The following is a 19,920-nucleotide window of genomic DNA, read 5'->3' as shown; positions in this document are numbered from 1 at the left end:
CGCCCTCGTCAGCGTTTGCGCCTCTTCGGCCGCGCCCCAGGGCGCGGGGTCCGGTTGCTCGGATTGTTGTTGGGTCCGGCCGTACTGGGCTTCTCCGGTTCGACCTTTCCCGTGTTCGCTTCCGCCCCACGACCATCGGTGGCATCGGAGCCCGTTTTCGGCGGACCCGACACGGATCCGGACTCGGTGTCCCCGTCGCTTGCCTTCGGCGAGCCGTTCCCGCTTAGCGGTGCGGTCTTGGAGCTTCGCCTCGGTTTGGCCCCCGGTGCCGGCGCGTTCGCCGCGCGGCGTTCGATTGCTTCTTGCCTCTTGGCCTCTTCTTCTTTTTCGATCATCCCGAACACGTAGTGCTGCTGCGCGAATGTCCAAATGTTGTTCGAGAACCAGTACAGGATGATCGCGAGCGGAAGGAACGGGCCACCGACGACCACGCCGAGCGGAAACACGTAGAGCGCCATTTTGTTCATCATCGCCGTCTGCGGATTAGCCGCCGCTTCCGGGCTCTGCCGGGCCACCGATGCCCGGCTGTTGAAGTACGTCGCAATCCCGGCCAGGATCATCACCGGTGCACCCACCGCGATCACGGCGGGCCGACTGAAGTAGGTGAACGCGTCCAGCCCGGTCCGCTGCGTCATAAACGCGCCGATCGGCGCGCCGAACAGGTTGGCGTCCAGGAAGTGGCCGACGTCGGCCGGGCTGAACATATAGTTTCCGGTCATGCGGTTCTGTGCCACCGACAGATGCGGCTGACCGAAGCCCCCGGTGGTGCGGTTGAACGACCGCAAGACGTGATACAGGCCCAGGAACACCGGGATCTGGGCCAGCATCGGTAGGCAGCCCAGGATCGGATTGAAGCCGTGCTCGCGCTGTAACTTCTGCATCTCGAGCGCCATGCGCTGACGATCCTTGCCGTACTTCTTTTGCAGCGCCTTAATCTGTGGCTGCAGTTCTTGCATCTGCCGGGTGGTGCGGATCTGGCGCACAAACGGCTTGTACAGCAAGGCACGCAGGGTGAACACCAGGAACATCACCGACAGGGCCCACGCGAAGAAGTTGGACGGCCCCAGCATGGACCCGAACAGCTTGTACCAAACCCACATAATCCACGACACCGGGTAGTAGATGATGTCGAGGCTGAAGAAATCAAACAAAAGTCTCACTCTCCCGTTGCTGCACCGCGGGACCCCGAGCTTGCTTGGTTCCGGATCCGACGTCCTCGAAGTTGGCCCGGCGTCCAGTTCGCTCCGGTATCGGATCCCATCCTCCCCGACGCCATGGTCCACACCTGGCGAGCCTGGTTGCCGACAACCAGCTTCCCCTGACCAAGCCGTACTCGGTGAAAGCATCGACGGCGTACTGGCTACAAGTGGGAACGAAGCGACACGTCGCCGGGCGCAGTGGCGACACCATGTGCCGGTATAGCTGGATCAGGAACACCAGTCCGCGCACGGTGGCTCTTCCCGCCCCGCTCATTGCCCCGCGCAGCCGCGCCGATAGATTCACCGGTCCGTTCCCGCCGATTCGAAAGCACGTCGCAAGCCGCGCCGCAGTTGTTGCTCCAACCGGGCCGACGACACCTGCCGGCTGCTGGGTAACGCCCGGATCACGACCCGGTCGCCTTGATGCAGATCGCCCAGCATGGTTCGGGCGACATGGCGGAGCCGGCGCGCAACGCGGTGACGTTCGACCGCTGAACCGACCGGCTTGGCGATGATCAGCCCGACGCGTGGACCCTTGCCGTCGTCCCGATCGCTCCCACGCCGAACGTGAACGATGACGTCGGGCTGTACAGTGCGCATCCCGTATTTCACCGTCGCACCAAACTCCGTTGACCGCCTCAAGCGGTTACGTGCGGGAAGCACCGCCGAAAACCCGACGCTGCGATCAGGCGGTCAGCGCGCGACGGCCCTTGCGGCGCCGGTTGGACACGATCGAGCGCCCGGCACGCGTACGCATCCGCAAGCGGAAGCCATGCACGCGGGCTCGGCGCCGGTTATTCGGCTGGAAGGTCCGCTTGCCCTTGGCCACGGCGTTCTCCTCGTTGTGTCTGGCTCAAAGTATTCGAGCCATCCGGCCGCGCACGCTTGTCGACTGCGTCCGTCTGCGAGTCGGTCGGAGGTGGGTCTTGCTGCTGGCCGGCGCGGTCCCCAGGCATGTCTTCCTGGGTCGCAGCCGCATCGCCGGTTTCGGGCGACTGTATGAGGGTACTGACGAGCCTTCCCTGGGTCAAACTTAGTCCGCCCCAACGGGCCCAAACATTGGCGAAAACGTCCACTCTCACCGACGCCGTTGCGGCACCACAACGGTGGCGGACAACAAGCACACCCCAAAGAAGCCTAAAGAACGCGATTGGAATGCAGCAGAACGGTTGGCAGCCGCACGGAAAACTGTTAGCTTCGGGCAATGCCGTTTCACGGTGGGACGGCGCTCGACGACGAAGCGAGGATGGCGGATCGACTAGCTGTCTAGGCGGCCCGTACGGGTTGTCACCAGCACGGAGATCACGAGCCGTCGCCGGTGGGCTGCGGTTCGCTTACGATCATCCTGTCCACACCTGTGTATAACTATGTGGACAGTTGCTTTGTCGCCAAGCTTGGTTGCACTTCGACCCCGGGACGTTCGAGAACCAGGGAGATACGTCGTTGACCGATGACCCCGGTTCAGGTTTCACGACAGTATGGAATGCGGTCGTTTCCGAACTCGTCGGCGAACCCACCACGGATGGCATGTCCGCCAACCGCACGGCCCTTGCCGCACCGCTTACCCCGCAGCAAAGGGCGTGGCTGAATCTCGTCCAGCCCCTCACAATCGTCGAGGGGTTTGCTCTGCTGTCCGTGCCGAGCAGCTTTGTTCAAAACGAGATCGAGCGGCATCTCCGCACCCCGATCACCGATGCACTCAGCCGCAGGCTCGGGCAGCAGATCCAACTCGGGGTGCGCATCGCTCCGCCCGGCGACGACGTCGACGAAGCCGCCTTGGCAGCGGCGGAGACCTTCTCCGAATCCGACGCCCTGGTCCAGGTTGACGATTCCGCGCTCGACACCGATGAGACTTACGAAAACGGTGAAGCCGTCGGCGATGCTGAGCAGAGTTGGCCCAACTATTTCACCGAACGTCCGCACTCCGTCGATCCGGCCGTCGCCGGCGGAACCAGCCTCAACCGCCGCTACACCTTCGACACGTTCGTCATCGGGGCCTCGAATCGGTTCGCGCATGCCGCGGCCCTGGCGATCGCCGAAGCACCGGCTCGCGCTTACAACCCCCTCTTCATCTGGGGTGAGTCCGGTCTCGGTAAGACCCATCTGTTGCATGCCGCCGGCAACTACGCGCAACGACTGTTCCCCGGCATGCGGGTCAAGTACGTCTCCACGGAGGAATTCACCAACGACTTCATCAACTCGCTCCGCGACGACCGCAAGGTCGCCTTCAAGCGCAGTTATCGCGACGTCGACGTGCTGCTGGTCGATGACATCCAGTTCATCGAGGGCAAAGAAGGCATCCAGGAAGAGTTCTTCCACACCTTCAACACATTGCATAACGCCAACAAGCAGATCGTCATCTCCTCGGACCGCCCGCCCAAACAGCTCGCCACCCTCGAAGACCGGCTAAGGACACGGTTCGAATGGGGACTGATCACCGACGTGCAGCCCCCGGAACTGGAGACCCGCATCGCCATCCTGCGCAAGAAAGCACAGATGGAACGGCTCGCGGTCCCCGATGACGTCCTCGAACTCATCGCCAGCAGCATCGAACGCAACATCCGCGAGCTGGAAGGGGCGCTGATCCGGGTCACCGCGTTTGCGTCGTTGAACAAGGCCCCGATCGACAAGGCACTGGCGGAGATTGTGCTTCGCGACCTCATCGCGGACCCCAGCACCATGCAAATCAGCGCGGCGACGATCATGGCCGCCACCGCCGAGTACTTCGACACCACCGTTGAAGAGCTGCGCGGCCCGGGCAAGACCCGGGCGCTGGCTCAGTCTCGACAAATCGCGATGTATCTGTGCCGTGAACTCACCGACCTGTCGTTACCCAAGATCGGCCAGGCGTTCGGCCGTGACCACACCACCGTCATGTACGCCCAGCGAAAGATACTTTCCGAGATGGCCGAACGGCGTGAGGTGTTCGATCACGTCAAAGAACTCACCACTCGCATCCGTCAACGGTCCAAGCGCTGACTTCGGGCGACAAAAACCGTCTGCGACGCAAATTTTTTTCAAAAAACTTCTCACTCTCCCGTCACACCAGCCACACCGAGCTGCTGTGCGGGGCTCTGTGCACAAAGCAACGAAACAGAGCCGCACTAACCCGCCTTCGGTGCACATCCGTCGTTCATCCCCAGCGGCCCAACACGGGGCACACGGTTGTCAACGACGTCATCCACAACCCGATCCCTCCCCTAGCTGGACCGAGGCCAACGCGTCCCCAGAATGCACAGCCCTTAATACTGTTACTGAGGTGTCTTCGTAGTTTCTTCTTTGAAGTACAGGGTTGGGGACACGCGGCGCGCCGGCCTCATGACGCTCGCGTTCTCCCCGCTTGTCGCCCTTTACGAGTAGCTTTCAAGTTGGCTTCAGACGATCTACGGTTGTTCTTCGACTGTCGTTGCGGCGCCGTGGCGCATTACGCGTCATCGGCGTTCGTCGCGGGGCCCCGTGCTTGCGGGGTGAGGCTAGGTACTTGGTTTCGGACAGTAGGTGAGGGGACGCTATGGACGCGGCGACGACAAGAGCTGGCCTCACCGACTTGAAGTTTCGGCTGGTGCGAGAGTCTTTCGCCGATGCGGTGTCATGGGTGGCCAAGAATCTACCGACCAGGCCCGCAGTGCCGGTACTTTCCGGAGTTTTGTTGTCGGGCTCGGAGGACGGCCTGACGATCTCGGGATTCGATTACGAGGTTTCCGCGGAGGCCCAGGTTGCGGCTGAAATAGCTTCTCCTGGAAGTGTTTTGGTGTCTGGAAGGTTGTTGTCCGACATCACTCGCGCGTTGCCCAACAAGCCCGTCGACTTCCATGTGGATGGAAATCGGGTCGCGTTGACCTGCGGAAGTGCCAGATTTTCGTTGCCGACGATGCCGGTCGAGGATTACCCGACGCTGCCTGTGTTGCCGGAAGAGACCGGCACCTTGCCGGCGGATCTGTTCGCCGAGGCGATCGGTCAGGTGGCGATTGCGGCCGGCCGCGACGACACGTTGCCCATGTTGACCGGGATTCGCGTCGAAATCTCAGGTGAAAGGGTGGTTTTGGCCGCGACTGACAGATTCCGCCTGGCAGTTCGCGAGCTGACTTGGTCGGCGACGTCGCCCGATATCGAAGCCGCCGTACTCGTACCGGCCAAGACACTGGCCGAGGCCGCCAAGGCCGGTGCCGACGGGTCTGACGTTTGCTTGTCGCTGGGCGCGGGGACTGGGGTCGGAAAAGAGGGGTTGCTTGGTATCAGCGGCAGCGGCAAGCGCAGCACCACCCGATTGCTAGACGCGGAGTTCCCGAAGTTTCGCCAGTTGCTGCCGGCCGAGCACACGGCGGCGGCGACGATTGACGTGGCGGAGTTGACCGAAGCGATCAAGCTGGTTGCCTTGGTTGCCGATCGGGGCGCGCAAGTGCGGATGGAATTCGCCGACGGCATGTTGCGCCTTTCGGCGGGCGCCGACGACGTCGGGCGAGCCGAAGAGGACCTTGCCGTGGATTTCGTCGGCGAACCACTGACCATCGCGTTCAACCCGACATATCTGACCGACGGACTCGCATCGGTCCATTCGGATCGGGTGTCGTTCGGCTTCACGACTCCGGGTAAGCCGGCGTTGCTGCGTCCCGCGTTGGGTGATGACAGCCAACCGAGCGGCAGTGGACCTTTTCCCGCGCTACCGACGGACTACGTGTATCTGTTGATGCCAGTTCGGTTACCCGGGTAGGTGTACGTCCGGCATTTGGGACTGCGTGACTTCCGGTCCTGGGCACACGCCGACCTCGAATTGCAGCCGGGCCGGACGGTGTTCGTTGGTCCCAATGGTTTCGGGAAGACGAATTTAGTTGAGGCGCTGTGGTATTCGACCATCTTGGCTTCGCATCGGGTCGGGACCGATCTGCCGTTGATCCGAGCGGGCACCAACCGTGCGGTGATTTCGACGATCGTCGTCAACGAGAGCAGGGAATGTGCGGTCGACCTGGAGATCGCAGCGGGGCGGTCGAACAAGGCGCGGTTGAATCGTTCACCGGTGCGCAGCACACGCGAGGTGGTCGGGGTACTGCGCGCGGTGCTCTTCGCCCCTGAAGACTTGGCGTTGGTGCGTGGAGATCCCGCGGACCGGCGCCGCTACCTTGATGATCTGGCGACGGTGCGGCGGCCGGCGGTTGCGGGTGTGCGCGCCGATTACGACAAAGTCTTGCGCCAGCGCACGGCGCTGTTGAAATCTGCGCCGGGAGCCCGATACCGCGGCGACGCGAGTGCCCTGGACACCCTCGACGTCTGGGACGGCCGCCTGGCCAAGCACGGTGCCGAATTGATGGCCGCCCGCATCGATCTGGTGAACGAGTTGGCTCCGGAGGTGGAAAAGGCCTATCAGCTGCTGGCGCCCGGATCACGCCCGGCGTCGATCGGCTATCGCGCCAGCCTGGGCGTCGAGAACGCGGAAGACTTCGAGGGCAGCGACCGCGAATTTCTGGAGGCGGCCCTGTTGGCTGCCCTGTCGGCACGGCGGGATGCGGAACTGGAACGTGGGATGTGTCTGGTCGGGCCGCATCGAGACGACCTCGAATTGCGGCTCGGCGATCAACCCGCGAAAGGTTTTGCCAGCCATGGTGAATCGTGGTCTTTTGCGGTGGCGTTGCGGTTGGCGGCCTACGAGTTGTTGCGGACCGATGGTAGCGAGCCGGTGCTGTTGCTGGACGATGTGTTCGCCGAGCTCGACGTCGCGCGCCGTCGAGCGTTGGCGGCGGTAGCGGAATCGGCGGAGCAGGTCCTGGTGACCGCGGCGGTGCTGGAAGACATTCCGGCGGACTGGGATGCCAGGCGGGTGCATATCGATTTGCGTGACGACGACTCGGGCCGGGTGTCGGTGGTGGTGCAGTCGTGACCGGGACCGATCAAGGGAAAGGCCCGGAACAAGCACCGAGTGAGCCGACGGGCATTGACTTGGTGAGGCGCACTCTCGAGGAGGCTCGTGCCGCCGCGCGCGCGCAGGGAAAGGACGCGGGTCGCGGGCGGGCGGCGCCGGCCGCCCCACGCCGTGTTGCGGGACAGCGACGAAGCTGGTCGGGGCCTGGACCCGACGTTCGTGATCCGCAACCGCTGGGTAGGTTGGCGCGCGATTTGGCGAACAAACGAGGGTGGTCCATGCACGTCGCGCAGGGGATGGTGCTCGGTCACTGGCCGTCGGTGGTGGGTCAGCAGATCGCCGAGCATGCGTCCCCGATCGCGCTGAACGAGGGCGTGCTCAGTGTGGCAGCCGAATCGACGGCCTGGGCCACGCAGTTACGGATGATGCAGGCGCAACTCTTGGCCAAGATCGCCGCGGCGGTCGGCAACGGCGTGGTGACCTCGCTCAAAATCACCGGACCCGTCGCCCCATCCTGGCGCAAGGGGCCCCGACACATCGCCGGCAGAGGACCGCGCGACACCTACGGGTGAGGCGCCCAGTGGCCGAAATCATCCCCAGTGCGGCGTTGATGAACAGGCGCCTCAGAGCCACCAGGACGAAACGGACGCCCTTAATGCACGTCGGGACGCACCGGGAATAAAGAAATCGCCCGCACGGCGCGATCAGCTGGGTAGAAACGCGCCCAGAGAAACGGTGCCGACCCTCGATGACGGTAGAGTGGGACTGTGCGACTGCTGCGGTGACCGGACCGCTCGCATGAAACCCCAAGGAGAGCATTCCGACCGTGGCTGCCCAGAAGAAGAAGGCCCAAGACGAATACGGCGCTGCATCGATCACCATTCTCGAAGGGCTGGAGGCCGTCCGCAAACGCCCCGGGATGTATATCGGCTCCACCGGTGAGCGGGGTCTGCACCACCTCGTCTGGGAGGTGGTCGACAACGCGGTGGACGAGGCGATGGCCGGCTACGCCAGCACCGTCAACGCGGTGCTACTCGAGGACGGCGGGGTCGAAGTCGCCGACGACGGCCGTGGCATCCCGGTGGCCATGCACGCGTCGGGGATACCCACCGTCGATGTCGTGATGACCCAGCTGCACGCCGGCGGCAAGTTCGACTCCGACGCGTACGCGATCTCGGGTGGCCTGCACGGCGTCGGTGTGTCGGTGGTCAACGCGCTGTCCAGCCGGCTCGAGGTTGAAATCAAGCGTGACGGCTTTGAGTGGACGCAGTCCTATAAGCAGTCGGAGCCGGTAGGCCTGCAGAAAGGGGCCGCGACCAAGAAGACCGGTTCCACGGTGCGGTTCTGGGCCGACCCGAACATCTTCGAAACCACCGAGTACGACTTCGAAACCGTCGCTCGCCGGTTACAGGAGATGGCGTTCCTTAACAAGGGGTTGACCATCAACCTGACCGACGAGCGAGTGACCCAGGACGAGGTCGTCGACGAAGTGGTCAGCGACGTCGCCGAGGCACCTAAGTCAGCCAGCGAGAAAGCCGCCGAATCCGCTGCGCCGCACAAGGTCAAGCGCCGTACTTTCCACTACTCGGGCGGGCTGGTCGACTTCGTCAAACACATCAACCGCACCAAGAGTCCTATCCACAGCAGCATCGTGGATTTCTCCGGCAAGGGACCCGGTCACGAGGTCGAGATCGCGATGCAGTGGAACGCCGGCTATTCGGAGTCGGTGCACACCTTCGCCAACACGATCAACACCCATGAGGGCGGCACCCATGAAGAGGGCTTTCGCAGCGCCTTGACCTCGGTGGTGAACAAGTACGCCAAGGACCGAAAACTCCTCAAGGAAAAGGACGCCAACCTCACCGGCGATGACATCCGGGAAGGCCTGGCAGCGGTGATCTCCGTGAAGGTCAGCGAGCCGCAGTTCGAAGGCCAGACCAAGACCAAGTTGGGCAACACCGAGGTCAAGTCGTTCGTGCAGAAGGTCTGCAACGAACAGCTCACGCACTGGTTCGAAGCCAACCCCGCTGACGCGAAAGTGGTTGTGAACAAGGCGGTTTCGTCGGCACAGGCCCGGATCGCGGCACGCAAGGCCCGAGAACTGGTGCGGCGCAAAAGCGCAACCGATCTCGGTGGGCTGCCAGGCAAACTTGCCGACTGCCGTTCCACCGACCCGCGTAAGTCCGAACTCTATGTAGTGGAGGGTGATTCGGCGGGAGGCTCGGCCAAAAGCGGGCGGGATTCGATGTTTCAGGCGATCCTTCCGTTGCGCGGCAAGATCATCAACGTCGAAAAGGCACGAATCGACCGGGTGTTGAAGAACACCGAAGTCCAGGCGATCATCACCGCCCTGGGCACCGGCATCCACGACGAGTTCGATATCACTAAGCTGCGCTACCACAAGATCGTGCTGATGGCCGACGCCGACGTTGACGGGCAGCACATTTCGACACTGCTGTTGACGCTGTTGTTCCGATTCATGCGACCGCTGATCGAGAACGGGCACGTGTTCTTGGCTCAGCCGCCGCTGTACAAGCTGAAGTGGCAGCGCAGCGATCCCGAGTTCGCCTACTCCGACCGCGAGCGCGATGGCCTGTTGGAGGCGGGTCAGAAGGCCGGCAAGAAGATCAACAAAGAGGACGGCATCCAGCGCTACAAGGGTCTTGGCGAAATGGACGCCAAGGAGTTGTGGGAAACCACGATGGACCCGTCCGTGCGGGTGTTGCGTCAAGTCACCCTGGACGACGCGGCGGCCGCCGATGAGTTGTTCTCCATCCTGATGGGCGAGGATGTCGACGCGCGCCGAAGCTTTATCACCCGCAATGCCAAGGACGTTCGCTTCCTGGATGTCTGATGCGTCAGACACCGCGCATCCCGACGCAAACGAGGAATAGATGACTGACACCACGCTGCCGCCTGGCGACGAGGCCGGTGACCGGATCGAGCCGGTCGACATTCAGCAGGAGATGCAGCGCAGCTACATCGACTACGCGATGAGCGTGATCGTGGGCCGCGCGCTGCCGGAGGTACGCGACGGCCTCAAGCCGGTGCATCGCCGGGTGCTCTACGCGATGTACGACTCCGGCTTTCGCCCGGACCGCAGCCACGCCAAGTCGGCCCGGTCGGTCGCCGAGACGATGGGCAACTACCATCCGCACGGCGACGCGTCGATCTACGACACGTTGGTGCGCATGGCGCAGCCGTGGTCGTTGCGTTACCCGCTCGTCGACGGGCAGGGCAACTTCGGCTCGCCGGGCAACGACCCACCGGCGGCCATGCGCTACTGTGTCACCGGGGATGCGTTGGTGGGGTTGCCATTTGGGCAGTCGGTGCGCATCGGCGATGTCGTTCCGGGCGCCCGACCGAATTCGGATAATGCCATCGAACTGAAGGTCTTGGATCGGCACGGCAACCCGGTCGTGGCCGATCGCCTGTTCCATTCGGGCGAGCATCAGACCTACACCGTGCACACGGCCGAAGGCTACGAAGTCACCGGCACGTCGAACCACCCGTTGCTGTGCGTGGTCGATGTTGGCGGCGTGCCAACACTGTTGTGGAAGCTGATCGAAGAAATCCGCCCCGACGACCATGTCGTCCTGCAACGCACTCCCCCAACGGAGTTCGGCCCCGCCGAGTGGCACGCAGTGATGGAGGCGCTCCTGTTGGGCGCGTTCCTGAGCGAGGGTTTCGTATCGGAGGCGCGGGCAGGATTCAATAACCTCGACCGCGACTACTTCAACATGGTCGTCGGCGCATATGACGCCGTTGTCGGAGGCCGGCGCTACGTATCGTCTCGAACGATCGCCTCGGGCTCGACGCTGCATGAGCTCGATATTCAGAACCTCACCGCGCTGAAGAAGACACGACTCGGCGAGTTGCGCGGGCAGCGGTCCGCGGACAAGGTGATCCCGGACTGGCTATGGCAGTCCCCCGCCGCCGTCAAACGCGCGTTCCTACAGGCACTTTTCGAAGGCGATGGATCATGTTCTGCTCTCCCGCGCAACACGATTCAGATCTCTTACTCAACGCGCAGCAGGCAGTTGGCCGTTGATGTCCAGCAGATGCTGCTGGAGTTCGGTGTCGTATCCCGGCGGTATCTGCACGCGGTCGGCGAGCACAAGGTCGTCATCACCAATCGCGCCCAAGCCGAAATGTTCACGACACAAGTCGGTTTCGGTGGAGCCAAACAGACCAAGCTGACAAAGATCCTGGCTTCCATGCCCGCATGCGCCGGCATGGACAAGGATCACGTCCCCGGGCTGGCGACGTTCATCCGGAAGCACGCCGGCGGCTCGTGGACCGACCGCGACTGGCTCAATCGCCACAACGTCGATCGCATCCAGCGCTGGCGGGCCCGTGGCGCGGAGATCTTGGCGCACATCGCCGATCCCGACGTCCGGGCGATCGCGACCGATCTCACGGATGGGCGCTTCTACTATGCCCGCGTGGCCTCCGTGACCGAAGCCGGCGTGCGGCCGGTATACAGCCTGCGCGTTGACACCGAGGACCACGCATTTGTGACCAACGGGTTCGTCAGCCACAACACGGAAGCGCGACTGACCCCGCTGGCGATGGAGATGTTGCGCGAAATCGATGAGGAAACAGTCGATTTCATACCGAACTATGACGGCCGGGTGCAGGAACCGACGGTGCTGCCCAGCCGGTTCCCCAATCTGCTGGCCAACGGTTCGGGCGGCATCGCGGTCGGCATGGCGACCAACATCCCACCGCACAACCTCCGCGAGCTCGCCGCGGCCGTGTTCTGGTGCCTGGAAAACCACGAGGCCGACGAGGAGGCCACCCTGACCGCCGTCTGCGAACGCGTCAAGGGTCCCGACTTCCCGACTGCCGGATTGATTGTCGGCGCGCAAGGTATTGGCGACGCCTATAAGACCGGCCGTGGGTCGATCCGGATGCGCGGCGTGGTGGAAGTCGAAGAATCTAGGGGCAGAACGTCTTTGGTGATCACCGAGTTGCCGTATCAGGTCAACCACGACAACTTCATCACCTCGATCGCCGAGCAGGTTCGCGACGGCAGGCTCACCGGGATCGCCAACGTCGAAGACCAGGGCAGCGACCGCGTCGGCGTTCGCATCGTCATCGAGCTGAAGCGCGACGCGGTGGCCAAGGTGGTGCTCAACAATCTCTACAAGCACACCCAGCTGCAGACCAGTTTCGGCGCGAACATGCTGGCGATCGTCGATGGGGTGCCGCGCACCCTGCGGCTCGACCAGATGATCCGTCACTATGTCGCGCACCAATTGGATGTCATCGTCCGCCGCACGACGTACCGGTTGCGCAAGGCCAACGAACGCGCCCATATTCTGCGCGGTCTGGTCAAAGCGCTCGACGCGCTGGACGAGGTCATCGCCCTGATCCGGGCGTCGGAAACAGTCGACATCGCCCGGGCCGGACTGATCGAGCTGCTCGACGTCGACGAGATCCAGGCCCAGGCGATCTTGGACATGCAGTTGCGGCGGTTGGCGGCCCTGGAGCGCCAGCGCATCATCGACGATCTCGCCAAGATCGAGGCCGAGATCGCCGACCTGGAAGACATCCTGGCCAAGCCCGAGCGCCAGCGCGGCATGGTGCGCGACGAACTCGGCGAGATCGTCGAGAAGCATGGCGACGACCGTCGCACCCGCATCGTCGCGGCCGACGGTGACGTCAGCGATGAGGACCTGATCGCCCGCGAGGACGTCGTCGTCACGATCACCGAAACCGGATACGCCAAGCGCACCAAGACCGATCTGTACCGCAGCCAGAAACGTGGCGGCAAGGGCGTACAGGGCGCCGGGCTAAAGCAAGACGACATCGTGCGCCACTTCTTTGTGTGCTCGACGCACGACTGGATCCTGTTCTTCACCACGCAGGGCCGGGTGTATCGAGCCAAGGCCTACGAGTTGCCGGAGGCTTCCCGGATTGCGCGCGGTCAGCACGTGGCCAACCTGCTTGCCTTCCAGCCCGAGGAGCGCATCGCCCAGGTCATCCAGATCCGCGGCTACGAGGATGCCCCGTACCTGGTGCTGGCCACCCGCAACGGCCTGGTCAAGAAGACCAAGCTGACCGACTTCGATTCCAACCGCTCGGGCGGAATCGTGGCCATCAACCTGCGCGACAACGACGAGCTGGTCGGTGCGGTGTTGTGCTCGGCCGAGGACGATCTGCTACTGGTCTCGGCCAACGGTCAGTCCATCCGGTTCTCGGCGACCGACGAGGCGCTGCGCCCCATGGGCCGGGCCACCTCCGGCGTGCAGGGCATGCGGTTCAACGCCGATGACTACCTGTTGTCGCTCAACGTCGTTCGGGAAGGCACTTACCTGCTGGTCGCCACGTCCGGGGGCTACGCGAAACGCACCGCGATCGAGGAGTATCCGGTGCAGGGCCGCGGCGGCAAGGGAGTCCTGACCGTCATGTACGACCGCCGGCGCGGCAGGCTGGTTGGGGCGCTGATCGTCGACGAGGACAGCGAGCTGTACGCGATCACCTCCGTGGGCGGCGTAATCCGCACGGCGGCGCGCCAGGTGCGTAAGGCCGGACGGCAGACCAAGGGCGTTCGCTTGATGAACCTGGGTGAAGGCGACACACTGCTGGCCATCGCACGCAACGCCGAAGAAACCGATGAGGAAGCCATAGGGGAAGATGACGGTAGCGAGGAGGAGCCGGGCAATTAGACTCAGCCCGGTGACGATGCGGACCAAGCAGCGGTCCTCCAAGCGGTTCGGGCAGGAGCCGGGCAATAGACTCAACCCGACCAGGCATAGTGCGACTGCCACGGCGCAGGCGGCCATGGTAGGAGATGTAAGGAGTCGGGGTGACCTCACCGAACGAGCCGGGCGCCCCCGATAAGGGCGACGGCCTTAATGGGGATGGTTCGGTCGAGCGTGCCGGTACACACCGCGTGACGCCCACCCAGGCCAGCCGCGTTCAGGATGCCGGGGATGCGCCACCGTGGCAGCGCGGTGCCGCCCGGTCGCCGCAGTCATCGCCGCGCCAGGCCGAACCACATGCCGAGACGCGGCCACCGGGCCCGCCCGCCGGCGCTGACGCCCGGCCGAACCGCGTCGTCTCCGGGGCCGCCGCACCGAGGCCCGACGCACCCGGGCAGTCGAAGAACGCGCCGCCCGGCTTCGACGCTGTACCGGCGCGCCGCGACGGCCCGCCCGCTGAGGCCTACGCCAGCGAGTTGCCCGACCTTTCCGGCCCGAACCCGCGGCCTCCGCAGCGTAAAACCGCGGCCGACCGCGGTTCGGAGACTTCAAGCCCATTGGGATCGGGCCGTTCGGCGACCACCGAAAGCCGAGAAAGCCGGGAAAACCGCGAAGGTCGGGAAGCCCGCGAAAACCATGTTCAGGTGTCGCGACGAACCCGTGGCCCGGTTCGGGCCAGCATGCAGATCCGCCGGATCGATCCGTGGAGCACCTTGAAGGTGTCCCTGTTGCTCTCGGTGGCGCTGTTCTTCGTCTGGATGATCGCGGTGGCGTTCCTTTACCTCGTGCTTGGTGGCATGGGGGTGTGGGCCAAGCTGAACAGCAACGTCGGTGATCTGTTGAACAACACCAGCGGCAGCAGCGGGGAACTGGTATCCAGCGGCACCATCTTCGGTGGCGCTGTCCTGATCGGCTTGGTCAACATCGTCCTGCTGACCGCGATGGCGACCATCGCCGCGTTTGTCTACAACCTGGCCACCGATCTGATCGGTGGCATCGAAGTGACCCTCGCAGACCGCGACTAGCGCGGATCCACGCGTTTTTGGGGGTGGGCCGGCGAGTGCGGTAATCTCGTCGCTCGGCCGTACGCGAGTGCGGGCCTATAGCTCAGGCGGTTAGAGCGCTTCGCTGATAACGAAGAGGTCGGAGGTTCGAGTCCTCCTAGGCCCACAACCATGTGTCCGTCAAGACGTTGCGTGAGGCTTGCATTGCCACTGGCAGTGATCGCTGCGGTGGCAGCGGTGGTGCGGTCACGACGCGAGGTCGAGGTGTGGCACGTGGCGGTGGCTGATCCACCCGGTCGACCACCTGGACCCGATGAGGGGCCTTAGCTCAGTTGGTAGAGCACTGCCTTTGCAAGGCAGGTGTCAGGGGTTCGATTCCCCTAGGCTCCACAGCATAATCGCAGGTCAACGGCTCAGGGCCGGGTAGCTAGCGCACCACCCGCAGCTGCGTGGGCATATTTTGGGCACACTCCGCCCCCCAATGCAAATTTTTCCCGTATAGGTTGGCCGAAAATGACACCGGATCATCGAAGACCGTTTTTGAGCAGCCACCGTTCTCACCGACCCAGCCAACCGGGTGGGGTTCATGGCTTAGGCGGGCGTTTTCCCGGTCCAGCGACGAGGCTTGTCCGACTGATCTTGTCGTCGGTGCCAGGTAACGTCGACCTGGGTACCGGCATCCATGGCGTCCAGTCCCTGGAAACTCGTCGAGCTGTGGCCGTCAATCCGTGGCGTGGTCCTCGCGTATCGCACACCCTCGCCCGTTATCTCCACATAGAACTTTGGGGTGGCGCTGTCATTCCATAGTTCGTACATGGATCCGGATCGATGTTCGATGCGCCACGGCGTCCGCTCGATACGCGCAGCCGTCGACCGCGACACCGCAACGGCGGTAACCTCAGCGTTTTTCAGCTCATGAAAGATGACCGCTCTCGGATCGCTTGCCAGCCACGACGCCGATGACCACACCTGCTCGCGCAGGAACGTCCGGAAATTGTTGGCGGCATCGTCTGTGTCGAAGAAGAGATTTTCCACGATGTAGTGCGGATCGTCCTTGGATTGAAAAACCTGTACCGCGGTGACGCCAGCCTGCTCCCGTGCGGGCGCGCGGTTGGCGAAGTCCTGCAGCCACGTGTCGAGGTCGGCGAGCCGGTGTTCGATGCGCAAGACGCACATTGGCAAAGTGTGGCACACGTGGAACGGCCGCGGTGCTTGCCGTAGGGCCGTGAACGCGGCCGGGCCGGTGTGATCGGTTGGGCCGTTCTCCGGGGGAAACGCCCCGTCGGGCCGGGCGCTCGCTGCAAGCGGAACACTAACGGGGAAGTAGACGAATCACCCGCCTGCCGACACGGCAGAAGATCATCGCCCCATCTTGGTAGCGACTTGTCGAAGAACACTTCAAACGTTGGGAGTGGCCATGGACAACACCAACACACCACTGCCGGTACGCGTGGCCCACAACCTCGATGAGAACAACAAGACCTGGATCATCGGGGCTCAACTGGCGATCATCATCACCGATCGGTGATAGGCGCCACCCCCATCGACGCCGCGGGCTATGTCATCCCGTTATTCCCGGGTGCGCCGAGGAGGAGCAGGCTGCCGGTTCCCCCGGTACCCGCGGTGCCCTCCGGCGTACCAAGCCCGGCGTTGCCGCCGTTCCCGCCGTTGCCGGTGATCAGCCCGCCATTGCCGCCGTGACCGCCGTTGCCGCCGGTACCAGGGGCGTCTCCGCCGGAGCCGCCGCCACCGCCGTTGCCGCTGATCAGCCCAGCCGCGCCGCCTTGACCGCCGTTACCGCCGCTACTAGTGACGCCGCCGAGCCCGCCGGAGCCGCCGTCACCGCCGTTGCCAACGAGTAGGCCGGCGTTGCCGCCTGCCCCGCCGGCCCCGCCGGTGGCCAAGTTGAGACTGAACCCGCCGGAGCCGCCGGCCCCGCCGGTACCGAACAGCATGCCGGCCTTGCCGCCGGTCCCGCCTGCCCCGCCGTTGCCGACATCGCCAACGCCGCCTGCGCCGCCGGCCCCGCCGGTACCGAACAGCAGGCCAGCGTTGCCGCCGGCCCCGCCGCCCCCGCCTGTGGTCTCGAAGCCCTCACCGCCGGCACCGCCGACCCCGCCGGCGGAGAAGGACAACAAGCCGGCGTTGCCGCCGGCCCCGCCGGCCCCGCCGATGTCGTTGTTGCCGGCGCCGCCAGCGCCGCCGAGACCGCCGTGGCCATACATTAGACCGCCGGCCCCACCCTGCCCGCCGTTGCCTCCGGTGGTGCCGCCGTACCCGCCAGTTCCGCCAGCACCGCCGACACCGAACAGCCCGGCGGCCCCGCCGTTGCCGCCGTTGCCACCGGCCACGGTCGTTGAGCTTGCGCCGGACCCGCCGGCCCCGCCGTTGCCGAACAGCCACCCGCCGGCCCCGCCGTTTGCCCCGGTGCCCGGCGCCCCGTTGGCGCCGTTGCCGATCAGTGGCCGCCCGGTCAGCGCCAGGAAGGGCCCATTGACCAGGCTGAGCAGATCCTGCTGTACCGTCTGCGCCGGATTGGCCGTAAACGCCGCAACATTGGCGGCCTCCGCGCTGACATAGGATCCCGCACCCGCGGTCAACGCCTGCACAAACTGCTCATGAAACGCAGCCGCCTGCGCACCGAGTGCCTGAAAGCCCTCACCGTGGGCGGAGAACACCGCCGCAATGGCCGCCGACACCTCATCCTCAGCCGCGGCCAGCACCCCCGTCGTCGGGGGCCGCCGCGGCCGCGTTGGCCGTGTTGATTGTCGACCCGATATTCGCCAGATCCGTTGCCGCCGCCGACACGAACTCCGGCGCCGCGATCACAAACGACATGGGACACCTCCCACCACGTCATGACCGATGCGTCATCGCGACCCAAATCGCCTGGCCAGCATCGGTCTACATGAAGAAGCAAATCGTATCGCTTTTAGGGGCAACCGATACCGGGTCTTGCACAGAACCACCTGCTTTGCAACCGGATCGCCCTAATCCGCGGCTGAATAGTTGATCGGGGCGCCGCCGACACCCACTCTCCCGACGGCGCCCCGGAGAAAACCCGTTAATGGAGTAGGTGACTACTCGCGGCAGACCTGACAAGTTCGCGCGATACTTTTGCCTGGCCGATGGTTTCTCTACCGAGCGGGTGGGAGGACACAGAGATGTCGTATGTGATCGCGGCGCCGGAGATGATGACGGCGGCGGCAACAGATGTGGCAACCATTGGCTCGAACCTCAGCGCGGCGCACATGGTAGCGGCCGCCCCGACCGTCGCGGTGCTGCCCGCCGCCGCCGATGAGGTGTCGGCAAGTATCGCGCAACTGTTCTCCCAATTCGGCCAGGACTATCAGGCGATGGCGGCCCAGGTGGCGGCGTTTGAGGAGCAGTTTGTGCAAACCTTGAACGCGGCTGCGGTCACGTATGCTGCCATCGAGGCCTTCATCGCCGCGGATTTGCAGTTCACGATCCCCTTAGAGGAGAGGGTTGTCAGCACTGCGCTCGCCAATCCGACCTCGTTACTCACTCCGGGGCCCTACGAAGACGCTTTATTAGCGCCCTTCGTGTATCCCGCCCTGCTGCTTTACGCATTGGGATTTATGGAAATTTCAAACGAATTCGGCGGTTACCCGCTCTTGTAGGTCAGCGGTTGGCGAAGGTGAAGACGCCTGTGTCGGGTGGTAGGCGGGGCGAGTTGCCCGCCATCTCTCATGGTCGCAGGTTAAAGTTTGCTGGCGTCGCCCCGCGCTCGATCCCGGTTTCCCGCGCACTCATCCCGGCCCCGGTAAGCCCCCGCAGGTTTCCACCGGATCAGCGCGGCCCGGTTCACCCCGATTTCGGGGGGAGCGTTTTTTCAGGTTCCCCACGTTCTCGATGTACCCCTCGGTCGCAGTTGCCACTCGTGTGCGTACTCCCCAGCTTCACCCGACCAGCCGCCGGTGGCACTTCACTATGTCGGAGGACCGACGATTCCGGTCGCCAATCGACGACGCCGTCCGCTATCGGTGCCTGTTGTCACCCGATGTAGGGGCCTTTGGCACTACGTTCATCCGCGGTGCTCAGCAAGTGTTAGGTGGCAGAAAATGCGTCGCGAACGCGTGAAGCGTAAGGCCACGGAGAGCGCAGGGATGATGTGCTTGATCGGAACTATGACGGCGGTCTTGGCCTAGCGCAACCCGCCAATCACAGGCAGAAGTTGAGTCACGCCGAGGCAATGCGGCTGTTAGCCAGCGTTGACTATGGCCGGGTGGTATTCACCCTGAACGCACTGCCGGCCATCCGCCCGGTTAACCATCTGATCGACGAAGGCCGAATCATCATCCGCACCCGACTGACCACAGCAATCTCCACTGTCGTCACCTCCGCCGACTCTGGTGTGGTGGTCGCCTACGAAGCAGACGATTTCGACTCTCAGAGCCAGTCCGGTTGGAGCGTTGTCGCTACCGGCTGGGCGCACCGTGTCAACGATCCTGGCCAGGTCTCGCGCTATGAACGACTGCTGCATCCGTGGGTGAATCGCGCAGACACTGTTCTTGTCATCGAGCCCGACTTCGTCACCGGATTCCGCATCACCGCCAGCAAGAGGTGAACCCGGCCAGGCCACGCCACAGGCGCGCGCCGCCACCTACAACGTTTCCGGCCGTGGTGCTGGCGTCCTTCTTTCTGTGTGCCTGGGTGTCTCCATGTAGTGATTTACCCAGGCATCTAGTGAAGCCCGGCATTGACGTGCCTCAAGGGCTTGTCGTCGGGCTAATGGTTCTTCGTCTGTTGCCTTCGTGGCCCACTGGTTTACGACAGCGAGGATCACAAGTTCTTCGGATACCGGATGCCGATCTGGCAGACAAGGCTCTGGCGGAATACCGACAATTCACATCGGAAACCGATGAACGGCACAGTCGTGCCCGCATGCGTGCATCACGGGGACATCGTTACCGGCGGCGTCGATCTGACGGCCGCACCTACGGCAAACTTCGGCGCTGAGCGCCGCATCCGGTTCCCAATGGTGCCGGGACCGAGCTACACTGCTCGCCTCGGTGGAACTCGAATGCTTCCAGTTAGTAACTACCTAGGCAGCTGGTCACGCCGCATGCCTTGCTGCGTTCGGCGCTGTGCCGGCCGCTAGGGGCTAGCGGTCAGATCCGCGCTCCGTTTCC

Annotated in this window: 14 protein-coding genes, 2 tRNA genes and 1 pseudogene; 11 read left to right on the top strand and 6 right to left on the bottom strand. The window is 64.0% G+C overall.

The genetic code is table 11. The features are described from left to right. Nucleotides 1-8: 8 nt before the first annotated feature. The 4 genes from yidC to rpmH are packed head-to-tail and all read right to left on the bottom strand — an operon-like array spanning nucleotide 9 to nucleotide 2,028. On the bottom strand, nucleotides 9-1,160 hold the full coding sequence (yidC, locus tag ACLP4W_RS28070; protein WP_442390623.1) for a membrane protein insertase YidC: 1,152 nt from the start codon (nucleotides 1,158-1,160) through the stop codon (nucleotides 9-11). Continuing rightward, on the bottom strand, nucleotides 1,144-1,473 hold the full coding sequence (gene yidD / locus ACLP4W_RS28065) for a membrane protein insertion efficiency factor YidD (RefSeq protein WP_442390632.1): 330 nt from the start codon (nucleotides 1,471-1,473) through the stop codon (nucleotides 1,144-1,146). The genes yidC and yidD overlap by 17 nt, the downstream gene beginning before the upstream one ends. 26 nt (nucleotides 1,474-1,499) lie before the next feature. Next, nucleotides 1,500-1,862 (bottom strand): ribonuclease P protein component, encoded by a 363-nt coding sequence (gene rnpA, locus ACLP4W_RS28060; RefSeq protein WP_442390622.1) that lies wholly within the window; start codon nucleotides 1,860-1,862, stop codon nucleotides 1,500-1,502. Nucleotides 1,863-1,884: 22 nt separating this feature from the next. Then, nucleotides 1,885-2,028, bottom strand: a complete 144-nt coding sequence (rpmH, locus tag ACLP4W_RS28055) for a 50S ribosomal protein L34 (RefSeq protein WP_085163128.1) — start codon at nucleotides 2,026-2,028, stop codon at nucleotides 1,885-1,887. A gap of 614 nt (nucleotides 2,029-2,642) precedes the next feature. Between rpmH and dnaA the strand changes: the two genes are divergently transcribed. From dnaA to ACLP4W_RS28010, 9 genes are all read left to right on the top strand, one after another. Next, complete coding sequence (dnaA, locus tag ACLP4W_RS28050) at nucleotides 2,643-4,178, top strand: chromosomal replication initiator protein DnaA (RefSeq protein ID WP_442390621.1); 1,536 nt, start codon at nucleotides 2,643-2,645, stop codon at nucleotides 4,176-4,178. Between the two features lie 532 nt (nucleotides 4,179-4,710). After that, on the top strand, nucleotides 4,711-5,910 hold the full coding sequence (gene dnaN, locus ACLP4W_RS28045) for a DNA polymerase III subunit beta (protein WP_442390620.1): 1,200 nt from the start codon (nucleotides 4,711-4,713) through the stop codon (nucleotides 5,908-5,910). Beyond that, nucleotides 5,911-7,071 (top strand): DNA replication/repair protein RecF, encoded by a 1,161-nt coding sequence (gene recF, locus ACLP4W_RS28040; RefSeq protein ID WP_442390619.1) that lies wholly within the window; start codon nucleotides 5,911-5,913, stop codon nucleotides 7,069-7,071. It abuts the gene before it with no gap. After that, complete coding sequence (locus tag ACLP4W_RS28035) at nucleotides 7,068-7,625, top strand: DUF721 family protein (protein ID WP_442390618.1); 558 nt, start codon at nucleotides 7,068-7,070, stop codon at nucleotides 7,623-7,625. The genes recF and ACLP4W_RS28035 overlap by 4 nt, the downstream gene beginning before the upstream one ends. Before the next feature lie 254 nt (nucleotides 7,626-7,879). Continuing rightward, complete coding sequence (gene gyrB, locus ACLP4W_RS28030) at nucleotides 7,880-9,907, top strand: DNA topoisomerase (ATP-hydrolyzing) subunit B (RefSeq protein ID WP_442390617.1); 2,028 nt, start codon at nucleotides 7,880-7,882, stop codon at nucleotides 9,905-9,907. Nucleotides 9,908-9,947: 40 nt separating this feature from the next. Then, nucleotides 9,948-13,727 (top strand): intein-containing DNA gyrase subunit A, encoded by a 3,780-nt coding sequence (gene gyrA / locus ACLP4W_RS28025; protein ID WP_442390616.1) that lies wholly within the window; start codon nucleotides 9,948-9,950, stop codon nucleotides 13,725-13,727. Between the two features lie 140 nt (nucleotides 13,728-13,867). After that, nucleotides 13,868-14,788 carry a DUF3566 domain-containing protein gene (locus ACLP4W_RS28020; protein WP_442390615.1) on the top strand — a complete coding sequence of 307 codons (921 nt, stop codon included), beginning with the start codon at nucleotides 13,868-13,870 and terminating at the stop codon, nucleotides 14,786-14,788. A gap of 71 nt (nucleotides 14,789-14,859) precedes the next feature. Beyond that, nucleotides 14,860-14,933 (top strand) — tRNA-Ile (locus ACLP4W_RS28015). Nucleotides 14,934-15,084: 151 nt separating this feature from the next. After that, nucleotides 15,085-15,157 (top strand) — tRNA-Ala (locus ACLP4W_RS28010). A 201-nt stretch (nucleotides 15,158-15,358) separates the two neighbouring features. On the opposite strand, the gene ACLP4W_RS28005 is transcribed toward ACLP4W_RS28010, so the two are convergent. Then, nucleotides 15,359-15,943 (bottom strand): hypothetical protein, encoded by a 585-nt coding sequence (locus tag ACLP4W_RS28005; RefSeq protein WP_442390614.1) that lies wholly within the window; start codon nucleotides 15,941-15,943, stop codon nucleotides 15,359-15,361. 380 nt (nucleotides 15,944-16,323) lie between these two features. Next, nucleotides 16,324-17,605 (bottom strand): annotated as a pseudogene (locus ACLP4W_RS28000) (PE family protein). A 326-nt stretch (nucleotides 17,606-17,931) separates the two neighbouring features. Here ACLP4W_RS28000 and ACLP4W_RS27995 point away from each other — a divergent pair. Next, nucleotides 17,932-18,408 carry a PE family protein gene (locus ACLP4W_RS27995; protein WP_442390613.1) on the top strand — a complete coding sequence of 159 codons (477 nt, stop codon included), beginning with the start codon at nucleotides 17,932-17,934 and terminating at the stop codon, nucleotides 18,406-18,408. A gap of 572 nt (nucleotides 18,409-18,980) precedes the next feature. Then, entirely contained in the window at nucleotides 18,981-19,355 is a 375-nt protein-coding gene (locus ACLP4W_RS27990; RefSeq protein ID WP_442390612.1) for a pyridoxamine 5'-phosphate oxidase family protein, read from the top strand. The last annotated feature ends 565 nt before the right edge of the window (nucleotides 19,356-19,920 follow it).

This window comes from Mycobacterium sp., from assembly GCF_052145595.1.
In the GTDB taxonomy this organism is placed as follows: Bacteria; Actinomycetota; Actinomycetes; order Mycobacteriales; family Mycobacteriaceae; genus Mycobacterium.
Note: the sequence above shows the minus strand (reverse complement) of the source record. Positions and strands in the feature narration are given on the sequence as shown.

What these genes read in the sequence shown, in the direction of transcription:
- dnaN (WP_442390620.1), top strand. Translation starts at nt 4,711, where the DNA reads ATGGACGCGGCGACGACAAGAGCTGGCCTCACCGACTTGAAGTTTCGG.
- ACLP4W_RS28005 (WP_442390614.1), bottom strand. Translation starts at nt 15,943, where the DNA reads ATGTGCGTCTTGCGCATCGAACACCGGCTCGCCGACCTCGACACGTGG.
- ACLP4W_RS27990 (WP_442390612.1), top strand. Translation starts at nt 18,981, where the DNA reads ATGCGGCTGTTAGCCAGCGTTGACTATGGCCGGGTGGTATTCACCCTG.
- gyrA (WP_442390616.1), top strand. Translation starts at nt 9,948, where the DNA reads ATGACTGACACCACGCTGCCGCCTGGCGACGAGGCCGGTGACCGGATC.
- yidD (WP_442390632.1), bottom strand. Translation starts at nt 1,473, where the DNA reads ATGAGCGGGGCGGGAAGAGCCACCGTGCGCGGACTGGTGTTCCTGATC.
- ACLP4W_RS27995 (WP_442390613.1), top strand. Translation starts at nt 17,932, where the DNA reads ATGTCGTATGTGATCGCGGCGCCGGAGATGATGACGGCGGCGGCAACA.